This window comes from Bosea sp. Tri-49 (assembly GCF_003952665.1).
Taxonomy (GTDB): domain Bacteria; phylum Pseudomonadota; class Alphaproteobacteria; order Rhizobiales; family Beijerinckiaceae; genus Allobosea.
This window is the reverse complement of the sequence record NZ_CP017946.1, coordinates 617127-638238: the sequence shown is the minus strand read 5'-3', so window position 1 is coordinate 638238 and position 21112 is coordinate 617127. Positions and strand designations below refer to the sequence as shown.

Below are 21112 nucleotides of genomic sequence, written 5' to 3'. Positions count from 1 at the left end.
CTCAGCATGTTTCGGGGATCACATCGGAAGAAGGCCACGCCGGTCTCGACCGAGCGCAGCCGCGATAAACTGCTATTCGGCAGCCTGCCGAACCGGGGCAGCCCCCTTGCCCATCGCCTCGGCGCCGGCAGCGACCGCCTTGACGATGTTGTGGTAGCCGGTGCAGCGACAGATATTGCCGTCGAGGTCCTCACGGATCGTCTTCTCGTCGAGGCTGTTGCCGCGCCGGTTCACGATATCGACCGCCGACATGATCATGCCCGGCGTGCAGAAGCCGCATTGCAGGCCGTGATGCTCGCGGAAGGCTTCCTGCATCGGGTGCAGGGTCCCGCCATTGGCCAGCCCCTCGATCGTCGTCACCGAAGCGCCCTCGCAGGAGAGCGCCAGCGTGGTGCAGGCCTTCACCGCCTTGCCGTCGAGATGGACGACGCAGGCGCCGCACTGGCTGGTGTCGCAGCCGACATGCGTGCCGGTCAGTCTGAGATTCTCGCGCAGAAACTGCACCAGCAAGGTGCGCGGGTCGACATTCGCGGTGACGGGCTTGCCGTTCACCGTCATCGACAGATTGGCCATGGGGCACTCCTCCGAAAGCCTGTTTTCCGGCGCGGCCCACGACATCTCGAAGGACCGCGCGATTCGCTCGCCAGCTCATCACGAGCTAGCGAAGAATTTCCTTGGAACAACTTCAAAAAGCAGTGTGGACCCGGGATTTTCCGCGGTCAAGCGGGCTGCCATGCTGAATACGAGCCTGTTTGGCGGCGTTTTTGCATGGTTTTGACGATCCACATGCAAAAACCAGACTCGGTAGGGTCGCAGCCAACGAGCGCACCCTTTGCGGAATCTTAACCACGCATGCTCAACATCTCCCGTTGGAATGACGATCTCCGATCGTCGCGCTCACGGATGGCGCGGTTGGCCACGATCCTCGAACACGTCCAGCGTCGCCTGACCGCGATCGGCTTCGATGAGCGCCAGCGTCAGCGCCTGCGCCGCTATCGGGCCCTCGTCGATCGCGTCATCGTCGACCTCGTCGAGCAGGATTTCGCTCGCGCCTTCGCCATCCACCCGATGCTGAAGCTGGCGGTCGAACCGGTCTCAGTCGAGCTTTTCGCGGCGGAAGCCGCCCATTTCCGCCTGCTGTTCGAGGGTGATTTCGATCAAGGCTACTGCGACTCGCTCGAACGGCTCACCCTTTTGGAGCGGCACGGCCAGGTCGGCGCCCGCGCCCGCGCCTCGATCGCCTTCACGCTGTTCCGGATGATCCTGGAGGAGAGCCGGACGCGACTCGTCTTCTCGCGACGCGACATCCCGCGCGACCTCTTCACCATCGAACGGGTACTGACCTATGACGTCAACACCGCGATGTCGCTCGACCGCGAGTTCGAGGCGGCGGAAGCGCGGCGCCGCGGGGTCGCGCTCGACGAGGTCGCCGCGACGCTGACCTCGCGCATCGGCAAGCTCGACACCGCAATCAGCAACGCGGTCGAGTTGTTCGTCGACACGGCCGGCGAGACTTCGGCGGCAACCAGCTTCATCAAGGGCCAGGTCGGCTCCGTCGCTCAAACCTCGCTGCTGGTGCGGGAGAAGGCCATGCAGACCGCGGCGGCGACCGAAGAGATGTCGGCAAACATCGCCGAGATCGGCCAGCGCGCCCGCCAGAGCCTCGAGATCGCTAATCGCGCCGTCGCCGACGCGCAGGCGATGGACGGCGCAATCGCTCGATTGCGCGACGTCACCCGCAGCATCGAGACCGTGGTGGGCATGATCGCCGACATCGCCGCACAGACCAATCTGCTTGCCCTCAACGCCACCATCGAGGCGGCTCGCGCCGGCGAATCCGGCCGCGGCTTTGCCGTGGTCGCGGCCGAAGTGAAGTCGCTCGCAACACAGACAGCCTCGGCCACGCAGGAGATCGCAACGCAGATCGCCGAGCTCTCGGCGAGCGCCGAAGCCTGCAGCGTCCGCGCCACTTCGATCGGCACGACGATCGGCGAGATCAAGGCGGATTCCGAAGCGATCTCGGACGCTGTCGCCCAGCAGAGCAGCGTCACCGGCGGCATCGCCCGGCATGCTGCCGAGGTCGCGCACGGTTCGGACGAGGCGATCGACAGCGCGACCCGCGTCAATGACAGCCTCGGCAAAACCGAGAAGGCACTGGAACGCGCCAATGCCGCGGCCGCCGACATCGCGCTTCAGGTCGGTGCAGCAGAAGCGACCGTCAGCGAGGCGCTCGCCGCACTGCGCAAGGCCTCCTGAGCGTCAGCCTTCGCTGACCGCCTTGGCGAAATTGGCGAAGAATTCGTCGGCCAGCTTCTTCGAGACCGAGTCGATCAGACGCGAGCCGAGCTGCATCAGCTTACCCCCGACCTGCGCCTCGACCTCGTAGCGCAGCACAGTCTGCCCGCCCTCGGCATCGTCGAGCATGACCTTGGCGCCGCCCTTGGCGAAGCCGGCAATGCCGCCCTCGCCCTCGCCGACGATGCGGTAGCCGTTCGGCGGATCGAGATCCTGCAATTCGACCTTGCCCTTGAAGGTCGCCTTGACCGGGCCAAGCTTGACCTTCACCACCGCCGAGAAATGCGTGTCGTCGTCCTTGGCAAGCTGCTCGCAGCCGGGAATGCAGGCCTTCAGCACCTCGGCGTCGTTGAGCTTCTCCCAGACCACCTGCTTGGCCGCGGGCAGCGTCACCTCGCCGTTCATCGTCATCGCCATGGCGTCGCTCCTCACCGTTTTCCCGGGCCGCTGGCATGTTGCAGGCGGACCGGCCTCGGGTCTATCCAAGTTCGCCTGATCCATGGCCGGAAAGCACCGGCGCGCACAAGGGGATGAAGCTGGGATGTGGGTTGCAACAACCGCTTCGCAGGAAGGTGCGTCCGGACATGGCTGATGGCGGGCTCTATGGCGAGCTCTTCGCCGACCGGGAGATGGCGGCACTGCTCGATGATCGCGCCGCGCTACAGGGCATGCTCGATTTCGAAGCCGCGCTCGCCCGAGCCGAGGCAGAAGCCGGCATCGTTCCGGGCGCTGCGGTCGAGGCGATCGCCGCCCAATGCCGGGCCGAGCTCTACGACATCGCCGCGATCGGCAGGGCCGCGACCCTTGCCGGCAATCCGGCGATCCCCCTGGTCAAGGCGCTGACGGCCCGCGTCGCAGCTGTCGATGCCGAAGCGGCGAAATGGGTGCATTACGGCGCGACCAGCCAGGACGTGGTCGATTCAGGCCACGCGCAGCAATACTCCGCTGCCTGGGAATTGCTGCTGGCGCGCTCCGCACGCCTCGCCCATGCGCTCGCCGGGCTGGTCCGGGAACATCGCCGCACGCCGATGATCGGCCGCACCTTCCTCCAGCATGCGGTGCCGATCTCCTTCGGGCTCAAGGCCGCCAACTGGCTCGCTCCCATCATCTCCTTCCATGACGATTTCATGATCTGGGGCCAAGCCGCACATCAGCTCGGCGGCGCGGCCGGCAGCCTCGCCTCGCTCGGCGACAAGGCTGATACCGTGTCGGAAGCCTTCGCCCGCACCATGCCGTCGATCGGCGCCGTGCGTGTGCCATGGCACAGCGAGCGCAGGCGCCCGGCCCGGATCGCGGCCGAGCTCGGCCTGCTTCTCGGCCATCTCGGCAAGATGGCACAGGATATCGCGCTGATGGCGCAAACCGAGATCGGCGAGCTCGCCGAGCCGGAAGCCCCCGGCAAGGGCGGCTCCTCCGCCATGCCGCACAAGCGCAATCCGGTGCTGTGCACGCTGATCCTCACCGCATCGAAACGCGCGCCAGGGCTGGTCGCGACCATGCTCGCCGCCATGCCGCAGGAGCACGAGCGCGCCATGGGCGGCTGGCACGCCGAATGGCCGACGCTGCGCGAGCTTTTCCTGATCGCCGGCTCGGCCCTGAACCAGGCGGTCGCGCTGATCGAAGGGCTGCAGGTCTTCCCCGAGCAGATGCAGTACAATCTCGACCTGACCAATGGGCTCGTCATGGCCGAGCGCGTCTCGCTGGCGCTCGCGCAGACGATTAGCCGCGGCGAGGCGCATCACCTGCTTGAGGAGGCCAGCCGCGACTGCATCGCCAGCGGCCGCCATCTCAGGGATGTCCTCGCCGACCATCCAACGCTCGCCGGCAAGCTTTCACCTGAAGAACTCGACGATCTGTTCGACCCAACGACCTATCGCGGCGCGACCGACGCCATCATCGACCGTATCCTCGTGCTCTATGAGGAGGAGCGGGAATATATGAGCGGCAATGGCTGAGCTCCGCCCACGGGCGTGCGATCGCGGCCAAAGCAGCGAGATCACGGTCGAGGCGTAGCGAGATAGGCTTCAGACGCCGCCGAAGCGGCGATGGCGATAGACCAGCCCCGGCCCGGAGCCGCCGCCGCCGAGCGCCACGACCTGGCCGATCACGACGCGATGCGTCGCGACACGGTGTACCGCAGCCACCCGGCAGTCGAAACTGGCGAGTGCGCTCGCCAGCGCCGGCGCGCCAGTGATGAGTTCACCCCATTCGCCGGCGGCGAAACGCGCCTCTCCTGTCAGTCCTCCCTGGCCAGAGAAGACAGACGCAAGCTCGTGGTCGGCCGCCGCCAGCGTGTTCACGCAGAAGATGCCGCTTTCCTCGATCGCAGCGAGCGTGCGGCTGGCAGCCTCAATGCAGACGAGCACCGTCGGCGGCGCATCCGAGACAGAGGCGACGGCGGTCGCAGTCAGCCCGGCGCGGCCGGCTGGGCCGACCGTCGTCACGATATGAGCCGCGCTCGCGACCTCAGCCATTGCCTCGCGGAAGGCCTGCGCTTCGGGGCGCGACGCGCGTAAGGCGGCATCGACCATGTTGTTCATCGCCCAACTCTGCGCGAGGGTACTGCGTTTTATCTAAGCATGCAGGGGTAAAAGGCCAGTTTCAGCAATTGCCGACATAACGGCCCTTTCCGGCGCAAGGTTAAGATATATCACCGCCGCCAGTTGATAGCCCAGCTCATTCGCGCTGCAGCGCTGCCAGCAATCCCGTACGCAGATGGCGCATCAGCGCATCGCTCGCTTCCGCGGCGGCGCCCGGCTCACCCGCGACCAGCGCCTGGGCCAGGATGACATGATGGTTCGCGGCTGGCCCGAGGTCGATCTGCCGGTCGAAGAAATACCAGGCCCGGCGGATCAGCGCTTGCAGCGGCTCAACGGCCCGGCTGGCATAGGGACTGCGCGCCGCCGCGGCGACCAGTGCGTCGAGCTCCTTGTCGAGGCGCATATAGGCGTTGACGTCATTGGCCTGCGCCGCCTCGCGCATCGCCCGCGCCTTGGCGAGGATGGCGCTGCGCTCGGCCGGTCCGGCCCGCTTTGCCGCCTCCACCGCGATCAGGCGCTCCAGCACCTCGCGCGCGTCGAGCGCCGCCATCACGTCGATCGCGTCTATGGCCGTGACCACGACTCCCTTGCGCGGCAGGATCTCGACCAGCCCCTGCTGCGCCAGCCGGATCAGCGCCTCGCGCACCGGCGTCCGGCCGACCCCGACGAGATCGATCATCTGCGCCTCGGTCAGTACCGCGCCCGGCCGCAGGGACAGGGTCACAATCGCCTCTTCGAGGCGGCGATAGGCCAGATCCGACAAGCTGGCGGTGGCGCGAACGCCGATGGCATCCTCGGTCATGGGCAGCACCAGCGATGCTTGACGCACCGGATATCATTGATATATCAGAACTTTCAACAGGACCGCAAGGCAGGCAAGCCGGCCGATCAGCGGTTAAAAAATCCCGCGAATGGAGGCCGACATGGCGTTCGCCTGCACGATCCCCGCCGTCGCCACGCTCCAGCAGGACGACGACGCGGTCCGGATCACGCGCTGGGATTTCGAGCCGGGCGCGGTGACCGGCTGGCACAGCCATGGCTGGCCCTATTTCGTCATTATGCTGGTCTCCGGCACCTTGCGCATCCATGACGGAGCCAAGGAGACCGACGTGCCGCTCGCACAGGGGCAGGCCTATATGCGTCAGGCCGGCATCCAGCACGACGTGATGAACGGTTCGCCCCACCCGATCGCCTTCGTCGAGATCGAGGTGAAGCAGCCGGCCGCGCTCAAGCTCCTGCCCGAGGCCCTGCCCACCACATGAAGATCGCGATCATCGGCGCCGGCATCGTCGGCACGGCCACCGCCCATGCTTTGCTCGACGAGGACCACGAGGTCCTGATCGTCGATAAGGAGGGGCCGGCCTTCGGCCCTTCGCGCGGCAATGCCGGCATCATCGCGCATACCGACGTGCTGCCGATCGCCAGCCCGAACATGCTCCGCAAGGTGCCTGGCTTCCTGCTCGATCCGCTTGGGCCATTGGCGATCCGCCTCGGCTATCTCCCGCAATTGCTGCCTTGGCTCGCGCGCTTCCTGCTCGCGGCCCGCCCCGCCGCCTATGAGCGCTCGATCGCCGGCATCATCGCCATCCAGCAACTGGCGCTGCCAGCCTGGCTGGCGCGCGCCGAGAAGGCCGGGATCAGCAACCATATCCACCGCCGCGGCGCGCTCTATACCTATCGCGATTACCACGACACCGCCGGCCTCGAAGAACTCGCCCGGCGTCAGCGCGCCGCCGGCATCGCCGTCGACATGCTCGGGCCGCAGGAACTGCGCCAGATGGAGCCGGCGCTGAAGGACTGCTTCGCCGGCGCCGCCTTCCATTCCGACGCCGCCCATATCAGCGATCCGCTCGCCCTCACCATGGCGCTGTTCGAAGCTGCGCTGGCGCGCGGCGCCACATTCGAGAAGGCCGAGGTCAACAATATCTCGATGGGCGAGCGCCCTGCCCTGGTCGGCCCGGACGGCTGGCAGCGTGTGGTCGATCGTGTCATCGTCGCGACCGGCGCCTGGTCGAAGCCGCTGGCGGCGGCCATGGGTGACAACATCCCGCTCGACACCGAGCGCGGCTATAATGTCAGCTTCCCAGGCGTCACCGGCCTGACCAGCCGCCCGGTCGGCTTCAAGGACCACGGCTTCGTCATGACGCCCCTCGAAAGCGGCCTGCGCATCGGCGGCGCCGTCGAGTTCGGGGGCTTGCAAGCAGCGCCGAACCATGCCCGCACCAAGGCGCTCTACGACAAGGCGGCGACACTGGTCGACGGGCTGCCGGCCTTCGACAGTGGCCGCCTCTGGATGGGATTCCGGCCTTCGCTGCCGGATTCGCTCCCGGTGATCGGCAAGGCGAGCCGCAATCCGAATGTCGTCTATACCTTCGGCCACGGCCATTACGGCATGACCCAGTCGACCGCGACGGCCGATCTCGTAGCCGCGCTGATCGCCGGCCGCCAACCCGCGATCGACCTCGGCCATTTCAGCCCCCAGCGCTTCTGAAAGGGGTGTACTGGCGCTAGGCTTGAATCAGTTCTTCAAACGGCTGAATCGACCTCTCAGCCCGCAGGAACAACGTCATGATCCGACTCGGCTTTGCGCTTCTCCTGGCGGGCTCGCTCACTGGCTGCGCCAGCTTCGCGCCGCAGGCCTGCGCACCCGGCCAGCAAGCCATGCTCTCGGCCGAACTGCTCTTCGGCCGCAAGATCGGCGACCGCGTCGGCGTCAGCGAAGCCGCCTTCCGCCGCTTCGTCGATGCGGAGGTGACGCCGCGCTTCCCCGATGGGCTCACCATCCTCGACGCCAGCGGGCAATATCGTGACCGCGAACGCGGCATGCTGATCCGCGAGCCGAGCAAGCTCGTGCTGATCACAACCTCGGACGAGGCAGGGAATCGCGATAAGCTCGCCGCCATCGCCGAAGCCTATAAGCGCAGCTTCAGCCAGCAATCGGTCGGGCTGATCCTCAAGCCGGCCCGCGCCTCGTTCTAACGTTAGGTCCGGGATCGTCGAAAGAATCGGAAAACCCTTTCCGACAAGAGTCTATCGTCTCAGTGGCGTAGCCGCTCTTCCTCAACTAGCCTGACGATACGGCATAGAAAATGCCGACGAGGGGAAACGCGCATGCAGGCTTCGATCCTGACCGATCTGCTGCTGCCGCTCGCCATTGGCATCGTCATGCTCGGGCTGGGTCTGAGCCTGACGGTCGCGGACTTCCGCCGTGTCGCCCGTTATCCGCTCGCCGTCGGTTTCGGCCTCTTTCTCCAGGTCCTGCTGCTGCCGCTCGCCGCCTTCGCGATCGCGATCGGCCTGAAGCTCTCGCCCGATCATGCCGTCGGCCTGATGCTGCTCGCGGCCGCGCCAGGTGGGGCAACGGCCAATATCTACAGCCATCTCGCCCGTGGCGACGTCGCGCTCAACATCACGCTGACGGCGGTCAACAGCCTGCTCTGCCTGCTGACGCTGCCGATCGTGCTCGACCTCTCGCTCGACTACTTCCTCGGCGCCGGCCAGTACGTGCCGCCGCCGCACCGCAAGGTGATCGAGGTCGCCGCGATCATCCTGATCCCGGTCGCCATCGGCATGCTGCTCCGGGCGAAGGCTGAGCACTTCGCCCTCCGCGCCGAGAAGCCGATCAAGATCTTCTCGATCCTCGTGCTCGTCGCCCTGATCGCGATCGCGATCTACATGGAACGGAAAGCGCTGCTGCCGAGCCTGATCGCGGTCGGCGGCGCCTGCCTCACCTTCAATCTCGTCAGCATGCTCGCCGGCTATCTCGCTCCGCTGGCGCTGCGCCTACCGAAGGGGCAGGCAGTGGCGATCGCCATGGAGATCGGCATCCACAATGCGGCACTGGCGATTTTCATCGCGCTCAACGTGCTGCGCAATCCGGCCGCGGCCGTGGTGCCCGGCATCTACAGCCTGGTCATGTACGTAACCGCGTCGGCCTTCGCCGTCTGGCTGCTGCGCCGGAACGCAACGCCACAGGCCGCCTGAAGCTCAGGAGAAGCGCGCCGGCGCGAACGGCGTCGGATCGACGAAGACCTTCTGGCCGCTCACCATCTCGGCGACCATGCGGCCGGTCACCGCCGCCAGCGTCAGACCGTGATGGGCGTGGCCGAAGGAGAACCACAGGTTCCGGTGCTTCGGCGCCGGGCCGATGATCGGCATCATGTCCGGCGTGCACGGCCGGTTGCCGAGCCAGGGCTCGGCGTCGAGCCGCTCGCCGAGCGGGAACAGGGTCTTGGCGATCGGCTCGGCGCGGGCGAGTTGCACTGGAGTCTTCGGCGCGTCGCGATTGGCGAACTCGGCGCCAGTGGTGAGGCGCACGCCCTGGCGCATCGGCGCCAGGAAATAGCCACGCTCGGTATCGAGCACCGGATGGTTGAGCACGGCGTTGCCGAGCGGCTTGTAATGCATGTGATAGCCGCGCTTGACCGCGAGCGGCAGCCGATAGCCGAGCCGGTTCGTCAGCACATCGGCCCAGGGCCCGAGCGCGACGATAGCATCCATGCCCATCGCCTTGGTGCCGTCGGCAAGCGTCACGCTCCAGCGGTCGCCATCCTGGGCGAGCGTGCCGGCATCGCCCTGGGCGAAGCGCCCGCCGAGCTTCTCGAACAGCGCGAGATAGGCCTTGGACAAGCCGAGCGGGTCGATCACCGTGACCGGGTCCGTCCAGTGCAGGCCACCGATCAGGCTCTGGTCGAGATGCGGCTCCTCTGCGCGCAGCTCGGCCGCGTCGAGCGCGCGGTGGTTCAAGCCGTAATCGCGCTGCCAGCGCGCCGCTTCCGCCAGCCGGGTCTCCTGCTCGAAGGGCGTGCGGAACACCTTCATCCAGCCCTTGCGGCGGAGCAGGTCGGTCGCGCCCGCTTCCTGCGCCAAAGCATCATGCTCGGTCACGCAATGCTCGATCAGGGTCGCATATTTATGGGCAATCGCCTCGTGATGCGAGGCGCGCGAATGCATCCAGTACGACCACAGGAACGGCGCGAGCTTGGGGATCGCGTTCCAGTGGTAGTGCGCGTCGATCGTATTGTTCATCGCATAGCGGATGAGCGCGCCGAAATCGTGCGGGAAGCCGTAAGGGTAGACGCCCTCGCGCTGGATCAGGCCGGCATTGCCATAGCTGGTTTCGCCGCCGGGCTGGCCGCGATCGACCAGCAGCACCGAGCGGCCTGCCTTCTGCAGATGCAGCGCCACCGAAATCCCGACGATGCCCGCCCCAACAACGATCGCGTCCGTACGCATCCAACCTGACTCCGCCAGCCTTCCCCTCCTGCAAGAATAGCGCCGAGGGCGGCGCTGTCAGCTCTTGTGTGGAATATTGCGGCATATCCGGCAAAGTTTCGTAGCTTCTGCCGCACTTGCTGCAATGCATCAGAAACTATGGGCAGACACGTCATCCACGCGCAATTTTCTGCACCCACTAGCAGCCATGATTGCAAACAGTGCAGCCCTCCGGGAAGACTCGTTCGATCGAGATGCTTCATCGCCCCTCACCTGCAACGACGCTGGAGCGCCCTGCGCCCATCCCAGATGACGGCGGCCTCCGGATCGGCCAGTGTGGCCCCCCGTTTCGCTGTCCCGGTTTCGATGCTCGCCGCCCTTGCCTCCGCCCTCGCTCTGCTCGGCCGCTATGGCACGCAAGGCTTCGCGCTCTCGATCTTCCTCGGCCTCGCTCTGCCGCAATTCTCGGCGGCGGCGCGCCCGCTCCTGCCGATCACGATCTTCTGCTTCACCACAGTCGTGTTCATGCGCGCCGATCTCAGTGTGATCGCCGGGCTGGTGCGCCGGCCGATGAAGCTCATCCTGACGTGCCTGTGGCTGCTGTTCGTCCCGGCGCTGCTGATCGCCGCCACCCTCCTTCTGCTGGGCCGCGAGGCGCTCGACCCCGGCCTCCTGCTCGGCATCGCCATCATGGGCGCTGCGCCGCCGATCATGTCGTCGCCAGCGGTCGCCATTCTCTACGGTTTCGAACCCTCGCTGATCATCGCCGGCGTCATCGTCACCACGATCGCAAGCCCGCTGATCGCGCCGTTTCTGGTCGACTGGCTGGCGGGAGCCGCCGTCCCGCTCGACCGGATGGCGCTGGCCTTGCGGCTCGTCATGTTCATCGGCGGTGGCATGGTCGTCGCCTTCGCCATCCGACGCTGGCTCGGAGCAGAACGCATCCGAGCGCTGAAGCCCAACCTCGATGGCTTCGGCGTGCTGATGTATTTCATCTTCGCCATCGCGGCGATGGATGGCGTCACCCGCGCGGCGATGGAGCGGCCAGGCCAGGTCGCGCTCTTCCTTGCCGTCGCCTTCCTGGTCTCGGCGGTCGGCCTCGCCAGCGCCTGGTTGCTCCTGCGCCGCTTTCCCGCCTCCGAGCGTTTCATGATCGGCTACGGCACCGGCCAGCGGAACATGGGCCTGCTGGTCGCAGCGCTCGGTGCCGGCGTGCCGCCCACCACCTTCCTCTATTTCGCGCTGGCCCAGTTCCCGATCTATCTGCTGCCCTGGCTGCTGCGTGGCATCGCGGCGCGCATCAGGCGCAAGGAAGCCTCTGCTGACGCAGGCTGACCACACCGGCTCTCAGGCTGCCTGCAACCGGCCGCTCTGACGGCCTGAAACAGGGGAAGCGCGCCGATGAAGCTCTATTCCGGACCACTCAGCCTATTCGGCCGCAAGGTCGAGATCGCCCTTGCCGAGAAAGGGCTGGCCTTCGAACGCGTCGTCGTGCCGTTCAACCAGATGGTCGGCTATCATCCGAAGCACCCCGATGTGCTCGCCGCCAATCCCAAGGCGCAGGTACCGGTCCTGATCGATGGCGAGCTGACGCTCTACGATTCCACCCTGATCCTCGAATATCTCGACGAGGCCTATCCGCAGCCGCCGCTCTATCCGACGACGCCGGTCGAGCGGGCGCGCTGTCGCCAGCACGAGCTCTTCGCCGACGAAGTGGTGTTCGGCGCGCTGCGCCAGCTCTTCCACCGCAACGGCGAACGCCTGCCACAGGCGGAGCTGGAGCAGCTTGAGGGCGCGGCCAGGGCGGCTGAAGCCCTGCTGGCGCGCTACTTCACCGACATCGAAGCGGCGCTTGGCCAAAAACCCTATCTCTGCGGCGCCTTCTCCGCCGCCGATATCGGGATGTTTCTGATGGTGCACTATGTCCGCCGGCTGGACGGGCCGTCATTCACTGCCCTGCCGGCGCTCGCCGCCTGGTACGAGCGGGTCGCCGCGCGCCCGGTCTTCGCGACACAGCTGACCGAGATCGCCGATTGGGACCGCAAGCTTTCGCTGCCGCTCCAGCGCCTCTGACTCCGGGGGGCGGTGGCCGAAGCGCCTGTGCCGGCGTCGCCGCCTCGAAGAAATCCCTGCTGACGCGAGCTGACTGCAAGCTTTGCCAGAGTTCCGGCAAGCAAAACCGGAGTTCCTGTTATGATCACGCTCTATTCGGGGCCGCTCAGCCTGTTCTCGCGCAAGGTCGAGATCGCATTGCGCGAAAAAGGTCTCGCCTTCGAGCGGATCATGGTGCCGTTCAACCAGACGACCGGCTATGACCCGAAGCATCCCGAAGTCGTCGCCATCAACCCGAAGCGCCAGGTTCCGGTGCTGAACGATGACGGGATCGTGCTCTACGACTCGACAGTGATCCTCGAATATCTCGAGGACGCCTATCCTGAGCCGCCACTCTTGCCGCTTTGCCCCGGCGCCCGCGCCCGCTGCCGCCTCGACGAGCTCTATGCCGGCGAGATCATGCTGCAGGCGCTGAAACCACTGATGCATCGCACCAGCCCGCCGAGCACCGACCAGACCAAGCGCTTCGCCCAGGAGGCCGACGCACTGATCGCCGAGCATGCGCTGGAGAAGCACTATGCCGTGCTCGAGGATCGGCTCGCCGGCCGCGACTTCTTCGGCGATGCCGTCTCGGTCGCCGATATCGCCCTGTTCATGAGCGTGCTCTTCTCACTGCGCCTCGGCGGCCCCTCGCTCGCCCCGTTCGACGGCCTGTCGCGCTGGTTCGACCGGCTGAAGCTCCGGCCCGCCTTCACCCAGGCGGCCGTCGAGATCGCCGAGGCCGACCGGCGCCTCTCCTTCCCGTTGAAACGGGCGTGACGCCGGCCTTTCGCGATTGCGAGAGGAGCAGCGCGGCGCTAGACCACGCCGCATGAGCACGATCCGCATCGCCCCCTCCATCCTCTCCGCCGATTTCGCCAAGCTTGGCGAGGAGGTCCGCGCCATCGACGAAGCCGGCGCCGACTGGATCCATTGCGACGTGATGGACGGGCATTTCGTGCCCAACATCACCTTCGGCCCCGATGTGCTCAAGGCGATCCGCCCGCACACGAAGAAGTTCTTCGACGTCCATTTGATGATCGCGCCGGTCGATCCTTACATCGAGGCCTTCGCCAAGGCCGGCGCCGACCTGATCTCCTTCCATGTCGAGGCCGGGCCGCATCCGCACCGGACGATCCAGGCGATCAAGGCGCAGGGCAAGAAGGCCGGTATCGTGCTCAACCCCGGCACGCCGGCGAGCGCGGCCGAGCCGCTGATCGGCGATGTCGACCTGATCCTGCTGATGACGGTCAACCCCGGCTTCGGCGGCCAGAGCTTCATCCATTCGGTCGTCGACAAGATCGCGCAGGTGCGCGCCTTGATCGGCGAGCGGCCGATCGCGCTCGAGATCGACGGCGGCGCCACGCCCGAGACCGCGCCGCTCGCGGTCAAGGCCGGAGCCGACGTGCTGGTCGCCGGCTCGGCGGTGTTCAAGGGCGGGCCATCGGCCTATGCCGGCAACATCGCCGCCATCCGCAAGGCGGCCGAGACGGCGCGGGGCAGCTGGGTCTGAGGGCCTCCAAGCGTCATGCTCGGGCTTGACCCGAGCATCTCAGGCCGGAAAAAGCTCCGACCAGCGTCTTCTCGTCAGGAGATTCTCGGGTCTGCGCTGCGCTCCGCCCGAGAATGACGGCTCAATCCTACAAATCGATCGCGGCGAAACCGCCATAGATCAGCCGCGTGCCGTCGAAGGGCATCGGGTTGACGTCGGGGGCCATTCGCGGATCGGCCATCAGCTTCTGCCAGCCGGCATCGCGCTCTTCCTTGCTCGGCCACTCGACCCAGGAGAAGACCACGACCTCGTCATCCTTGGCTGCAACGGCACGATAGAAATCGGTCTGCTTGCCGCGCGGGACATCGTCGCCCCAGGACTCGAAGACGCGGGTCGCGCCGTACTCCTTGAACAGCGGCGCGGCCTTGCGGGCATGCTCGGCATAGGCCTCGCGATTGGCGGCCGGCACGGCCGCGACGAAACCATCGACATAGGACATCAGCTTTTCCTCCTTGGGTCTCTCGGCGCTCCCGGTGGAACGCCCGCCCAGCCGGCGCGGACGCTAGGCAAAGCGAGGGCCCGAAGCTGTCAGTAGCGCCCTCCGGCATTCCGTCGCGAGCCTCTCCGTGCTAGCGAGCCCGCGAGCCTTTTATCATCACGCCGCGAGCCCGCTATGATCCCCCGCTATTCCCGCCCCGAGATGGTCGCGATCTGGGAGCCGCAGACGCGCTTCCGCATCTGGTTCGAGATCGAGGCCCACGCCACCGACAAGCTCGCCGAGCTCGGTGTCGTGCCGAAGGAAGCGGCGGCGACGATCTGGGCCAAGGCGAAGGATGCGACCTTCGACGTTGCCCGCATCGACGAGATCGAGCGCGTCACCAAGCATGACGTCATCGCCTTCCTGACCCATCTCGCCGAGATCGTCGGCCCCGAGGCGCGTTTCGTCCATCAGGGCATGACCTCTTCCGACGTGCTCGACACCACACTCTCGGTGCAGCTGGCGCGTGCCACCGACATCCTGATCGCCGATGTCGACGCCCTGCTCGCCGCCATCAAGCGCCGCGCCTTCGAGCACAAGCTGACCCCGACCATCGGCCGCTCGCACGGCATCCACGCCGAGCCGGTGACCTTCGGCCTCAAGCTCGCCCAAGCCTATGCCGAGTTCGACCGCTGCCGCGCCCGACTCATTGCCGCCCGCGCCGAGATCGCGACCTGCGCCATTTCCGGCGCCGTCGGTACCTTCGCCAATATCGACCCGCAGGTGGAGGAATATGTCGCGCAGAAGATGGGCCTGACGCCGGAACCGGTCTCGACCCAGGTCATCCCGCGCGACCGCCACGCCATGTTCTTCGCCACGCTCGGCGTCGTCGCCTCCAGCGTCGAGCGCCTCGCCACCGAGATCCGCCATCTCCAGCGCACCGAGGTCTATGAGGCCGAGGAGTATTTCTCGCCGGGCCAGAAGGGCTCGTCGGCGATGCCGCACAAGCGCAATCCCGTCTTGACCGAGAACCTGACCGGTCTCGCCCGGCTGGTGCGCGGCATGGTCACCCCCGCGCTGGAGAACGTCGCCCTCTGGCACGAGCGCGACATCTCGCACTCCTCGGTCGAGCGCATGATCGGCCCTGATGCGACGGTGACGCTCGACTTCGCCCTCGCCCGCCTGACCGGCGTCATCGACAAGCTGCTGATCTATCCGCAGAACATGCGCAAGAACCTCGACAAGCTCGGTGGCCTGCACAACTCGCAGCGCGTCCTGCTCGCCTTGACCCAGGCTGGCGCCAGCCGCGAGGACAGCTATTCCATGGTCCAGCGCAATGCGATGCGCACCTGGGAGCATGGCGAGGACTTTCTCACCAACCTCAAGGCCGACAGGGACGTCACGGCGAAGCTGTCGGTGGCCGAGCTCGAGGCGATGTTCGACGAGGGCTACCACTTCAAGCATGTCGACACGATCTTCCGCCGGGTGTTCGGGGAGGCGTGAGCGGCGCCTGCTGGATTTCACAGAACTGAACGCCATCTAGCGGCCATGAAAACCTCCGACACCGATATCCTCATCGTCCCCGGCTGGTCGGGCTCCGGGCCCGACCATTGGCAGAGCCGGTGGGAAGCCAAGCTTCCCACCGCTCGCCGCGTCGAGCAGGAGGACTGGTACAAGCCGACCCGTGACGGTTGGGCGAACCGTATCGTCGCCGCCGTGCGGGCCGCGACCAGGCCGGTCGTGATCGTCGCCCATTCGGCCGGCTGCAGCGCCGTCGCGCATGCGGCCGAACACCTGAAGCCGCACGAGGTCGCCGGCGCCTTCCTCGTCGCGCCGGCCTCCGAGCGGGCCAAGCGTGCGATCCCCGGCATGGCCGACGATTTCGCCGCAATCCCACACAAGCCCCTGCCGTTCCGCTCGGTGCTGATCGCCAGCGCGACAGACCCCTATTGCACGCCGGAGGAAGCCAAGGCCCTGGCCGAAGCCTGGGGCTCTGAATTCGTCGACGCCGGCGATAGCGGCCATCTCAACACCGAATCCGGCCACGGCCCCTGGCCGGACGGACTGCTGCGCTTCGCCGGCTTCATGAAGAGCCTGACGGCGGTGTGAGAGCGGAGCGGCGGACGCAGACGATTGGCCTTGACACTCGCTGTCGCTAGATTGGCCCGCAGCCGGCACGAACCGGCGGATTGACGATAGCGAGGCATAGCCATGCATGAATTTGCTGTTCTGGTCTCGATCCTCGGCGTTTTCCTGCTTGGCGCGATCAGTCCCGGCCCGAGCTTCGTCGTGGTCTCGCGCATCGCCATCTCCGGCACCCGTGCCGATGGCGTGATGGCGGCGATCGGTATGGGAATTGGTGGTTTTATCTTCGCAACCGTCGCGGTCGCGGGCCTGACGGCGATCCTGTTGCAGGTCGAATGGCTCAACCTGGCGCTCCGGCTGGCCGGCGGCGCTTATCTCGTCTGGCTAGGCGTGAATATCTGGCGTGCCGCGCCCGAGCTGCTTGACATCACTGAGGCCACGGCGGAACGGCCGAGCACTCTCTGGAAGTCGTTGCTGAAGGCGCTCTTCGTTCAGCTGTCCAACCCGAAGACCGCGATCTTCTACGCCTCCATGTTCGCCGCCCTGCTGCCGTCGCCGACGCCGTCCTGGATGTATTTTGCCCTGCCGCCCATGCTCTTCCTCATTGAATTCGCCTGGTACACAGTCGTTGCCGTCGGGTTCTCGGCCCGCGCGCCAAAGGCTGCCTATCTGCGCTCGAAGATCTGGATCGATCGGGCCGCCGGAGCGGTGGTCGGGGCCCTGGGCGCCAAGTTGATGACGGACAGCGTGCGATTGTCCGTGTGACCCACAAAGGGTGACCGGGCATCATCAATTCTGCCGGCGCCCCGAGCAATCCGTCGTCAGCCCGCCGACGAGGCTGCGAACACCGCCAGCTGAGCGGCAAAGGCACGCTGGTAAGCGGGCCGCGCTTCGGCGCGGGCGACATAGGCGGCAAGGTTCGGCCGTTCCTCCAGCTCGCCGGAACCCTGCAGCCGGCGCAGCACCGTCACCATCAACAGGTCGCCGGCACTGAACGCACCGTCGAGCCAGTCGGCATCGCCGAGGTGGTTGGACAGACCCTCGAGCCGTTTGCGGATGATGCCCTCGAGTGCACGCAGGCGCTGCTCGTACCAGGGCTCGTCGCGCTCGAGGATCCTGACCAGGCTGCGATCAAAGATCGGCGGCTCCAGCGTGTTGAGCGCCGCGAACATCCACATGATCGCACGCGCCCGGGCATTCATATCGTCCGGCAGCAGGCCGGCATGGCGCTCCGCGATATGGAAGACGATCGCCCCCGACTCGAACAAGGAAAGATCGCCGTCCTCATAGGTCGGAATCTGCCCGAAAGGTTGAAGCGCGAGATGCGCGGGCTCCTTCATCGCCTTGAACGGCAGGAGACGGACCTCATAAGGCTGCCCGGCCTCTTCGAGCGCCCAACGGAGGCGCATGTCGCGCGCCAGGCCATTGCCACGGTCAGGCGAGCGTTCGAAGGCGGTAATGGTGACGGTCATTGGCAGGTTCCGTGACTGGTTCGCGCGCTTTGCTGCCGGAGGACGAACAATCACCGCAGCTCCCGACAACTCTCCTCGTTTTCTGACTGCGAGGTTTCGCGATCCGGCTCAGCTGCCTCAAAGAAAAACCCGCCCCGGATCGCTCCGGAGCGGGCCTTGGTGTCACGCCCTGAGGCGATCAGCCGATATCAATTCTCGACATAGCCGATCTTGCCGTCGGCACCCTTCTTCCAGGTGTAGACGGTGTAGTCGGGGCGGGTGATGTCGCCCTTCTTGTCAAAGCCGATCTTGCCGATGACGGTGTCGACCGGCTGGCCGCCATGCAGCGCCGCGGCGATCTTCTTGGGATCGACCGAGTTCGCGCGCTTGGCGCCTTCGGCCATGATCTGCACCGCAGCGTAGCTGTAGAGCGTGTAGGCTTCCGGCTTGAACTTGCGAGCCTCGAACTTCTTGAGGACCGCGGCCGCCTCCGGACGCTTCTGCGGATCCGGCGGGAAGGTCATCAGCGTGCCTTCGACACCCGGGCCGCCGATCGTGGCGAACTCGTCGGTGGTGATGCCGTCGCCGGAGATCAGCACGGTCTTCAGGCCCTGGTCGCGCATCTGGCGCACGATCAGGCCGCCTTCGGTGTGCAGGCCGCCCCAGTAGAGGTAGTCGGCACCCGTCGACTTCAGCTTCGAGATCAGCGCCGAGAAGTCCTTCTCGCCGGCGTTGACGCCTTCATAGAGCACGTCCTTGACGCCGGCCTTGGTCAGGCCCTTGCGGGTCTCGTCGGCGAGGCCCTGGCCATAGGTCGTCTTGTCGTGGACGATGGCGATCTTCTTGCCCTTGAGGTTCTTGGCGATGTACTCCGCCGCCACCGAACCCTGCTGGTCGTCGCGGCCGCAGGTGCGGAACACGTTCCAGAGGCCACGCTCGGTGATCTTCGGATTGGTCGCCGAGGGGCTGATCATCAGGATGCCGTTCTCGGCATAGACTTCCGACGCCGGCATGGTGACGCCGGAGTTGAAGTGGCCGAGCACCATCTTGACGCCGTCGCCGACGAACTTGTTGGCGACCGAGACGCCTTGCTTCGGATCCGAGACGTCGTCACCGACGACGACCTGGATCTTCTGGCCGAGGATGCCGCCGGCGGCGTTGATGTCTTCGGCAGCCTGTTCCGCTCCGTTCTTCAGCTGCGCGCCGAAGGCCGCATTCGGACCCGTGATCGGGCCGCCGACGCCGAGCTTGATCTGTGCGTTCGCTACGCCCGAAAAGGCGAGGACCGCGCCAAGGGCAATTCCGCCCAAGAGCAGCTTCTTCATGCGTTGTGACTCCCCTGTGAGTATATTACGGGCCGATTTTGATCGTCCCGTCTCGGCGCGTGGTGCCACCGTGAAACGCAGTCTTGCGCTTTTTCGCGGTGCTGTCACGCGGCAAGCCCCGTGAACTTTGGTGGTGTTTTCGGCGCCTTAAGTGCTCTCGCGAGCCCTCCAGGTGAAGGGCCCGGTGCGCTCGTAGAGCCAGCGATATTGCGTCGTCATCTGGCGCGCCCGGTTGTAGCGCCAGCCGGCGAAGCTGAAGGCGAACAGCACGATCGTGTCGACGATGTAATAGTGCGGCGACAGCAGCGTCGCCTCGAACAGGGCAAAGTGGATGAAGCGGATCACCAGCCCGAGGATCGCCGTATAGAAGACGAGCTGGATCGGCGGACGCCAGGTGATCGCCACCGCGCGGCCCGTCATCCAGGCGGCCCAGCCGCCCATCACCACCGTTACCAGCAGAAAGAGCCAGATGGTCGGCTCCTCGTAGAGAATGCCCTGCATCGTTCAGCTCCGTTCGACAGTGCCGGCACTCAATGCCGGCCGCCTTCGAGATAGGCCGCCCGCACCTGCGGATTGGCGAGCAGCTCCTTGCCGGTGCCGCTCATGGTGATGACGCCGTTGACCATGACATAGCCGCGGTGGGCGAGCTTGAGCGCATGGAAGGCGTTCTGCTCGACCAGGAAGACGGTCAGGCCCTGGCTGCGGTTGAGTTCGCGGATCGCCTCAAAGATCTGCTTGACGATCAGCGGCGCGAGGCCGAGCGAGGGCTCGTCGAGCATCAGCAGCTTCGGCCGCGCCATCAGCGCGCGCGCGATCGCGACCATCTGCTGCTCGCCGCCCGAGAGCGTGCCACCGCGCTGCTGCAAGCGCTCCTTCACACGCGGGAACAGCGCGCAGATCTTCTCGAGGTCCTCGTCGAAATGCTGCATGCCGGCGACGGCCGCACCCATCTGCAGGTTCTCGAACACGGTCATGCGTGGGAAGATGCGCCGGCCTTCCGGCGACTGCGCGATGCCGAGCCGCGCGATCTCGTGGCTCGGCATCCTGGTGATGTTGCGCCCCTCATAGGTGATGGTGCCTTCGCGCGCCTGCGGGGTGCCGAAGATCGTCATCATCAGCGTCGACTTGCCGGCGCCGTTCGCGCCGATCATCGTCACGATTTCGCCCTGGCGAACATCGACGTCGACGCCCTTCAGCGCGATGATCTTGCCGTAATAGGTCTTGACGCCGCGGACGGCCAAAAGCGGAGCGGTTTGAGCGCCCGGGAGCGGTGCTGCCTCGCTCATAGGCCGACCTCCGCTTCCACCTGCTCGACCTCTTCGTCGTCGACGCCGAGATAAGCGGCGATCACCTTCGGATCGGCTTGCACCTCGGCCGGCGTGCCGTCCGAGATCTTGGTGCCGTAGTCGAGCACCACGACATGGTCCGAGATTCCCATCACCACCGACATGTCGTGTTCGATCAGGAGCAGCGCCGTGCCGTGGTCCTTGCGGATCGACAGCAGGAGGTTGTTGAGGTCGAGGCTCTCGCGCGGGTTGAGACCGGCAGCCGGCTCGTCGAGGCAGAGCAGCACCGGATCGGTGCACATCGCCCGCGCGATCTCGAGCCGGCGCTGGTCGCCATAGGGCAGATCGGCGGCGGGATCGTCGGCGCGATGGATCAGGTTGATCTTCTCGAGCCAGGCCTTGGCCTTCTCGATCGCCTCCTTTTCGCGCGCCTTGTATCCGCCGATGCCGAGCACGCCGAGGAAGGTGAAGCCCGAGGCGATCATCAGCGGGTTGTGCTGCGCGACCAGAAGGTTCTCCAGCACCGTCATGCCGCCGAACAGGCGGATGTTCTGGAAGGTGCGGGCGACCTTGGCCTTCCAGGCGATGCGGAAGTCCGGCATCCGTTCGAGCAGGTAGCTGTCGCCCGAAGAACCGTCACGATTCTCCTGCGTCAGCGTGATCATGCCCTCGGTCGGCTTGTAGAAGCCGGTGATGCAGTTGAACACCGTGGTCTTGCCGGCACCGTTGGGGCCGATGAGGGCGGTGATGTCGCCCTTGCGGGCCTCGAAGGAAAGGTCGTTGACGGCGGTCAGGCCGCCGAAGCGCATCGTCAGATGCTCGACCTTGAGCAGTGGGGTCCCGGGCGGAGCGGCC

The 21112-nt window shown here is 66.2% G+C and carries 25 protein-coding genes; 14 read left to right on the top strand and 11 right to left on the bottom strand.

Features of this window, described 5'->3' with window-relative positions; translation table 11 throughout:
* Positions 1–72: 72 nt before the first annotated feature.
* On the bottom strand, positions 73–573 hold the full coding sequence (locus BLM15_RS03160; RefSeq protein ID WP_126110300.1) for a (2Fe-2S)-binding protein: 501 nt from the start codon (positions 571–573) through the stop codon (positions 73–75).
* Between BLM15_RS03160 and BLM15_RS03155 the strand changes: the two genes are divergently transcribed.
* A complete protein-coding gene (locus tag BLM15_RS03155) occupies positions 542–778 on the top strand; it encodes a hypothetical protein (protein WP_126110298.1) in 237 nt (78 codons plus the stop codon). The two genes, BLM15_RS03160 and BLM15_RS03155, sit on opposite strands and share 32 nt — an antisense overlap.
* A gap of 134 nt (positions 779–912) precedes the next feature.
* Positions 913–2256, top strand: coding sequence for a methyl-accepting chemotaxis protein (locus BLM15_RS03150; RefSeq protein WP_164547381.1), 1344 nt, complete (start codon positions 913–915; stop codon positions 2254–2256).
* A 3-nt stretch (positions 2257–2259) separates the two neighbouring features.
* Here BLM15_RS03150 and BLM15_RS03145 read toward each other — a convergent pair whose 3' ends face one another.
* On the bottom strand, positions 2260–2712 hold the full coding sequence (locus tag BLM15_RS03145; RefSeq protein ID WP_126110294.1) for a CoxG family protein: 453 nt from the start codon (positions 2710–2712) through the stop codon (positions 2260–2262).
* Positions 2713–2879: 167 nt separating this feature from the next.
* On the opposite strand from BLM15_RS03145, the gene pcaB reads away from it, so the two are divergent.
* Complete coding sequence (gene pcaB, locus BLM15_RS03140; RefSeq protein ID WP_126110292.1) at positions 2880–4250, top strand: 3-carboxy-cis,cis-muconate cycloisomerase; 1371 nt, start codon at positions 2880–2882, stop codon at positions 4248–4250.
* Between the two features lie 69 nt (positions 4251–4319).
* On the opposite strand, the gene BLM15_RS03135 is transcribed toward pcaB, so the two are convergent.
* Together BLM15_RS03135 and BLM15_RS03130 are read right to left on the bottom strand one after the other, a co-directional pair.
* A complete protein-coding gene (locus BLM15_RS03135; RefSeq protein WP_236846509.1) occupies positions 4320–4835 on the bottom strand; it encodes a flavin reductase in 516 nt (171 codons plus the stop codon).
* Positions 4836–4971: 136 nt separating this feature from the next.
* A complete protein-coding gene (locus tag BLM15_RS03130) occupies positions 4972–5637 on the bottom strand; it encodes a GntR family transcriptional regulator (RefSeq protein ID WP_126110290.1) in 666 nt (221 codons plus the stop codon).
* Between the two features lie 121 nt (positions 5638–5758).
* On the opposite strand from BLM15_RS03130, the gene BLM15_RS03125 reads away from it, so the two are divergent.
* The 4 genes from BLM15_RS03125 (at position 5759) to BLM15_RS03110 (ending at position 8819) form a co-directional block, all read left to right on the top strand.
* Entirely contained in the window at positions 5759–6097 is a 339-nt protein-coding gene (locus BLM15_RS03125; protein WP_126110288.1) for a cupin domain-containing protein, read from the top strand.
* Positions 6094–7326, top strand: coding sequence for an FAD-binding oxidoreductase (locus BLM15_RS03120; RefSeq protein WP_126110285.1), 1233 nt, complete (start codon positions 6094–6096; stop codon positions 7324–7326). Before BLM15_RS03125 ends, BLM15_RS03120 begins: the two co-directional genes overlap by 4 nt.
* Before the next feature lie 77 nt (positions 7327–7403).
* Positions 7404–7814, top strand: coding sequence for a DUF3574 domain-containing protein (locus BLM15_RS03115; protein ID WP_126110283.1), 411 nt, complete (start codon positions 7404–7406; stop codon positions 7812–7814).
* Positions 7815–7946: 132 nt separating this feature from the next.
* Entirely contained in the window at positions 7947–8819 is an 873-nt protein-coding gene (locus tag BLM15_RS03110) for a bile acid:sodium symporter family protein (RefSeq protein ID WP_126110281.1), read from the top strand.
* 3 nt (positions 8820–8822) lie between these two features.
* Here BLM15_RS03110 and BLM15_RS03105 read toward each other — a convergent pair whose 3' ends face one another.
* Positions 8823–10070 (bottom strand): NAD(P)/FAD-dependent oxidoreductase, encoded by a 1248-nt coding sequence (locus BLM15_RS03105; protein ID WP_126110279.1) that lies wholly within the window; start codon positions 10068–10070, stop codon positions 8823–8825.
* Positions 10071–10385: 315 nt separating this feature from the next.
* Here BLM15_RS03105 and BLM15_RS03100 point away from each other — a divergent pair, with 315 nt between their 5' ends.
* From BLM15_RS03100 to rpe, 4 genes are all read left to right on the top strand, one after another.
* Positions 10386–11384, top strand: coding sequence for a hypothetical protein (locus BLM15_RS03100; protein WP_164547380.1), 999 nt, complete (start codon positions 10386–10388; stop codon positions 11382–11384).
* Positions 11385–11450: 66 nt separating this feature from the next.
* Positions 11451–12122 carry a glutathione S-transferase family protein gene (locus tag BLM15_RS03095; protein WP_126110275.1) on the top strand — a complete coding sequence of 224 codons (672 nt, stop codon included), beginning with the start codon at positions 11451–11453 and terminating at the stop codon, positions 12120–12122.
* 120 nt (positions 12123–12242) lie between these two features.
* Positions 12243–12920 (top strand): glutathione S-transferase family protein, encoded by a 678-nt coding sequence (locus BLM15_RS03090; protein ID WP_236846507.1) that lies wholly within the window; start codon positions 12243–12245, stop codon positions 12918–12920.
* 52 nt (positions 12921–12972) lie between these two features.
* Complete coding sequence (gene rpe / locus BLM15_RS03085; protein WP_126110273.1) at positions 12973–13653, top strand: ribulose-phosphate 3-epimerase; 681 nt, start codon at positions 12973–12975, stop codon at positions 13651–13653.
* 127 nt (positions 13654–13780) lie between these two features.
* Here rpe and BLM15_RS03080 read toward each other — a convergent pair whose 3' ends face one another.
* Positions 13781–14131 (bottom strand): DUF1428 domain-containing protein, encoded by a 351-nt coding sequence (locus BLM15_RS03080; RefSeq protein ID WP_126110271.1) that lies wholly within the window; start codon positions 14129–14131, stop codon positions 13781–13783.
* Between the two features lie 174 nt (positions 14132–14305).
* On the opposite strand from BLM15_RS03080, the gene purB reads away from it, so the two are divergent.
* The 3 genes from purB (at position 14306) to BLM15_RS03065 (ending at position 16960) form a co-directional block, all read left to right on the top strand.
* Positions 14306–15613: an adenylosuccinate lyase gene (gene purB, locus BLM15_RS03075; RefSeq protein WP_126110269.1), complete on the top strand. Its 1308-nt coding sequence runs from the start codon at positions 14306–14308 to the stop codon at positions 15611–15613.
* 45 nt (positions 15614–15658) lie between these two features.
* Entirely contained in the window at positions 15659–16219 is a 561-nt protein-coding gene (locus BLM15_RS03070; protein WP_126110267.1) for an RBBP9/YdeN family alpha/beta hydrolase, read from the top strand.
* Between the two features lie 102 nt (positions 16220–16321).
* Positions 16322–16960: a LysE family translocator gene (locus tag BLM15_RS03065; RefSeq protein ID WP_126110265.1), complete on the top strand. Its 639-nt coding sequence runs from the start codon at positions 16322–16324 to the stop codon at positions 16958–16960.
* A gap of 56 nt (positions 16961–17016) precedes the next feature.
* Here BLM15_RS03065 and BLM15_RS03060 read toward each other — a convergent pair whose 3' ends face one another.
* The 5 genes from BLM15_RS03060 to BLM15_RS03040 all read right to left on the bottom strand — a co-directional run bounded on the left by BLM15_RS03060 (position 17017) and on the right by BLM15_RS03040 (position 21066).
* Positions 17017–17667, bottom strand: a complete 651-nt coding sequence (locus BLM15_RS03060; protein WP_126110263.1) for a glutathione S-transferase family protein — start codon at positions 17665–17667, stop codon at positions 17017–17019.
* Positions 17668–17855: 188 nt separating this feature from the next.
* Positions 17856–18971, bottom strand: a complete 1116-nt coding sequence (locus BLM15_RS03055) for a branched-chain amino acid ABC transporter substrate-binding protein (RefSeq protein ID WP_126110262.1) — start codon at positions 18969–18971, stop codon at positions 17856–17858.
* A 147-nt stretch (positions 18972–19118) separates the two neighbouring features.
* Entirely contained in the window at positions 19119–19472 is a 354-nt protein-coding gene (locus BLM15_RS03050; protein ID WP_126110260.1) for a DUF6867 family protein, read from the bottom strand.
* A 29-nt stretch (positions 19473–19501) separates the two neighbouring features.
* Positions 19502–20257, bottom strand: a complete 756-nt coding sequence (locus BLM15_RS03045; RefSeq protein WP_126110258.1) for an ABC transporter ATP-binding protein — start codon at positions 20255–20257, stop codon at positions 19502–19504.
* The gene (locus tag BLM15_RS03040; protein ID WP_236846675.1) at positions 20254–21066 is read right to left on the bottom strand and encodes an ABC transporter ATP-binding protein; all 813 of its coding nucleotides are present in this window, start codon (positions 21064–21066) and stop codon (positions 20254–20256) included. The genes BLM15_RS03045 and BLM15_RS03040 overlap by 4 nt, the downstream gene beginning before the upstream one ends.
* Positions 21067–21112: the final 46 nt, after the last annotated feature.

Bases quoted from the DNA above. Each gene is read 5' to 3' on its own strand.
- BLM15_RS03160 (WP_126110300.1), bottom strand. From the start codon at position 573: ATGGCCAATCTGTCGATGACGGTGAACGGCAAGCCCGTCACCGCGAAT.
- BLM15_RS03145 (WP_126110294.1), bottom strand. From the start codon at position 2,712: ATGGCGATGACGATGAACGGCGAGGTGACGCTGCCCGCGGCCAAGCAG.
- pcaB (WP_126110292.1), top strand. From the start codon at position 2,880: ATGGCTGATGGCGGGCTCTATGGCGAGCTCTTCGCCGACCGGGAGATG.
- BLM15_RS03135 (WP_236846509.1), bottom strand. From the start codon at position 4,835: ATGAACAACATGGTCGATGCCGCCTTACGCGCGTCGCGCCCCGAAGCG.
- BLM15_RS03130 (WP_126110290.1), bottom strand. From the start codon at position 5,637: ATGACCGAGGATGCCATCGGCGTTCGCGCCACCGCCAGCTTGTCGGAT.
- BLM15_RS03125 (WP_126110288.1), top strand. From the start codon at position 5,759: ATGGCGTTCGCCTGCACGATCCCCGCCGTCGCCACGCTCCAGCAGGAC.
- BLM15_RS03120 (WP_126110285.1), top strand. From the start codon at position 6,094: ATGAAGATCGCGATCATCGGCGCCGGCATCGTCGGCACGGCCACCGCC.
- BLM15_RS03115 (WP_126110283.1), top strand. From the start codon at position 7,404: ATGATCCGACTCGGCTTTGCGCTTCTCCTGGCGGGCTCGCTCACTGGC.
- BLM15_RS03110 (WP_126110281.1), top strand. From the start codon at position 7,947: ATGCAGGCTTCGATCCTGACCGATCTGCTGCTGCCGCTCGCCATTGGC.
- BLM15_RS03105 (WP_126110279.1), bottom strand. From the start codon at position 10,070: ATGCGTACGGACGCGATCGTTGTTGGGGCGGGCATCGTCGGGATTTCG.
- BLM15_RS03095 (WP_126110275.1), top strand. From the start codon at position 11,451: ATGAAGCTCTATTCCGGACCACTCAGCCTATTCGGCCGCAAGGTCGAG.
- BLM15_RS03090 (WP_236846507.1), top strand. From the start codon at position 12,243: ATGATCACGCTCTATTCGGGGCCGCTCAGCCTGTTCTCGCGCAAGGTC.
- rpe (WP_126110273.1), top strand. From the start codon at position 12,973: ATGAGCACGATCCGCATCGCCCCCTCCATCCTCTCCGCCGATTTCGCC.
- BLM15_RS03080 (WP_126110271.1), bottom strand. From the start codon at position 14,131: ATGTCCTATGTCGATGGTTTCGTCGCGGCCGTGCCGGCCGCCAATCGC.
- purB (WP_126110269.1), top strand. From the start codon at position 14,306: ATGATCCCCCGCTATTCCCGCCCCGAGATGGTCGCGATCTGGGAGCCG.
- BLM15_RS03070 (WP_126110267.1), top strand. From the start codon at position 15,659: ATGAAAACCTCCGACACCGATATCCTCATCGTCCCCGGCTGGTCGGGC.
- BLM15_RS03065 (WP_126110265.1), top strand. From the start codon at position 16,322: ATGCATGAATTTGCTGTTCTGGTCTCGATCCTCGGCGTTTTCCTGCTT.
- BLM15_RS03060 (WP_126110263.1), bottom strand. From the start codon at position 17,667: ATGACCGTCACCATTACCGCCTTCGAACGCTCGCCTGACCGTGGCAAT.
- BLM15_RS03055 (WP_126110262.1), bottom strand. From the start codon at position 18,971: ATGAAGAAGCTGCTCTTGGGCGGAATTGCCCTTGGCGCGGTCCTCGCC.
- BLM15_RS03050 (WP_126110260.1), bottom strand. From the start codon at position 19,472: ATGCAGGGCATTCTCTACGAGGAGCCGACCATCTGGCTCTTTCTGCTG.
- BLM15_RS03045 (WP_126110258.1), bottom strand. From the start codon at position 20,257: ATGAGCGAGGCAGCACCGCTCCCGGGCGCTCAAACCGCTCCGCTTTTG.
- BLM15_RS03040 (WP_236846675.1), bottom strand. From the start codon at position 21,066: ATGCGCTTCGGCGGCCTGACCGCCGTCAACGACCTTTCCTTCGAGGCC.